Here is a 2,415-nt window from a genome sequence, read left to right on the forward strand (position 1 = left end):
CCGGCTGGAGGTGCCGTGAGCTGGCCGCACACGTGGTGGTACGGGAGCGGCGGCCGGACGCGGCGGGCGGCCTGGGGCTGAACGTGCTGAAGGGGGGGCTGGGCGCGGGGGTGGGCGGGGGTGTGGTGGTGAGGTGCAGGCCGGCGTCCAGGCCGAGGGCGGCGGCCAGGCCGGTGCCGTCGGGTGCGGTCAGGGCGGCCGGGGCGCCGGTGTAGAGCATCTGGGACTCGTGCCAGGCGGGTGTCTGCCCGGGGAGGGTGACGGCGGCCGTGCCGGTGGCGGCGCGGCCGGTGAGGAGGTGGCCGGCGGTGCCGACGGCGCCGTAGCCGCCTTCGCCGCCCGCGTCGGCGGGCGGGGAGAGGACGGGGGCGGCAGCGGCAGCGGTGGTGGTGGCCAGGGTGGTGGTGACGGTGCCGGTGCCGGGGCGGCGGAAGGAGAGGCGGACGCCGTCGTCCTGGGCGGTGGCGGAGAGCACGCCGGTGGTCGCGGGCAGGCCGGTGGGGAAGGGTCCGGCGAGCGGGGCGCCGGGGGCGGGCTGGGTCCAGGCCAGGACGGTGCGGTCGGTGGCCGCGTACACGTGGCGGCGTCCGGCGTGGTCGGTGGCGGTGACGGGGTCGCCCTGCAGGGCGGTGCCGCCGAGGGTCTGCCAGGGGCCGAAGTCGGCGCCGGGGGCCGGCTGGGTGCGGGCGCGCAGGGTGCGCCGGGAGTCGCGTAGGTAGACGGTGATGCGGCCGGTGGTGTCCACGGCGGCGGTCGGTGCGCCGGTGGCCGTGGTGGCGGAGGTGTCGCCGGTGTCGGGGGTGCCGAGGCTGTGCCAGGGGCCGAAGTCGGCGCCGGGGGCGCTTTGGAGGGCGTAGACGGTTTCGCGCCGGTAGTCCTGGGGGGTGGTGCCCAGGGTGGTGCGGGTGGCGAGGACGGCGATGCGGCCGTCGGGGAGGCGGGCGGTGGACGCGCCGGCATCGAGGGTGGTGCCGGGGGCGGTGGCGGGCAGGAAGCGGGGGCCCTGCCAGTCGGAGGCGGGGCCGGGGCGGGTCCAGTAGGCCATCTGTCCGTCGAGGGCGGCGAAGGCGTAGAGCCGGCCGGGCGTGCCTTGGGTCATCCAGGTGGTGCTCTCGCCGCGGCTGTAGCGGATGGTCTGGTTCCATCCGGCGCCGGTGGGGCGGGTCGCGGTCTTGCGGTCGCCGCAGCCGGCGGGGCTGCCGCACCAGTCCTGGTGGTCGCTCCAGGCGTAGGTCTTGAGGTAGCCGAGTTTCTCCTCGGCGGCCTTGGCGTCGAGGGTGGGGGGCAGGGAGCTGTTGGGGTAGCTGACGTAGTTCTGGACCGAGAAGTGCGGCCGGTCGGTCAGGGCGGCGTAGCGTTCGGTGGCCGCCTGGACGAAGCGGGCCCCGTACATGTGGTCCTGGTGGTCGAGGAAGGCGCCGTCGGGGCGGGTGCGGCCGGGGGTGGGGTCCTGGGTGCGGATGGTGGTGGGTTTGTAGCGGGCGAGGACGCCGGTGATGGCCTGGACGGCCTGGTCCTTGGTGTAGGTGAAGGGGGTGGTGACGGGGGTGTGGGAGGCGAGCTGGGAGCCGAGGGCGGGGATCTTGCCGTCCCACAGGCCGCGCAGGCTGTCGGGGTTGTCGCCGGAGATGCTGCGGGCCTCGCGCATCTGCATCCAGACGAGGTTGACCTCGGGGCGGTCGAGGAGGACGTCGACCTCGGCGCTGCCGCCGCCGGCGGTGGGTATGGAGGTGCGCTGCCAGGTGCTGGTGCGGCGGCCGGTGGCCATCTCGGCGTAGGCGGCGCGTATGCCGTTCTGGCGGGCTTCGGCGTAGGCGGCGTGGTCGGCGGGGCGGGTGGGGTCCTGCAGGTGGGGGCTGTGGGCTTCGTTGCGGCCGTCGGACTCGCCGGCGGTGAGGTAGACGGTGGTGACCTTGATGCCGGTGGATATGGAGCGGCTGAGGTCGGGGTTCATGAAGAAGAGGTCGTCGTCGGGGTGGGCGACGAGCTGGAGGACGGTGCCCTCGGTGACGCTGGGCCGCAGGGGGGCGTGGGGGGCGGCCGGGTGGGCGTCGGTGTCTCCGTGGGCCCAGGTGGTGACCCCGGCGGCGCCGACGGTGAGTGCGGCGAGCAGGGCCGCGAGGCGGGTGCGGCTGGCCAGGGACATCTGCGGGCGCCTTGGGGGTCGGTCCGGTGCGGGTGTGCGCCGAAGGGCGGGAGTCGGTGCCCCGATGGCTCCAGCACTTCCGGAGACGACCGGGGCCGATTATGCCCCGCGTGTTTTCTGCTGACACACCCTCAAGCCCCATATGGAAACAAACCAGTTGAATGCGACATATGGGAGGCTTGTACCTATTTGGTATTGGTTGGGTGGGGGTTGGGGCTGTCTCTTATACACATCTCCGAGCCCACGAGACAAGAGGCAATCTCGTATGC

General features: G+C 74.1%; 2 pseudogenes. One reads left to right on the forward strand and one right to left on the reverse strand.

Annotated elements, in window-relative coordinates:
• Nucleotides 1–101 (forward strand): annotated as a pseudogene (locus IH80_RS46710) (TIGR03085 family protein); the annotation flags it as partial.
• A 1,322-nt stretch (nucleotides 102–1,423) separates the two neighbouring features.
• Here the strand turns inward: IH80_RS46710 and IH80_RS46715 are convergent.
• Nucleotides 1,424–2,146 (reverse strand): annotated as a pseudogene (locus IH80_RS46715) (PIG-L family deacetylase); the annotation flags it as partial.
• Between the last annotated feature and the right edge of the window lie 269 nt (nucleotides 2,147–2,415).

The organism is Streptomyces sp. NRRL S-378 (assembly GCF_000720645.1).
In the GTDB taxonomy this organism is placed as follows: domain Bacteria; phylum Actinomycetota; class Actinomycetes; order Streptomycetales; family Streptomycetaceae; genus Streptomyces.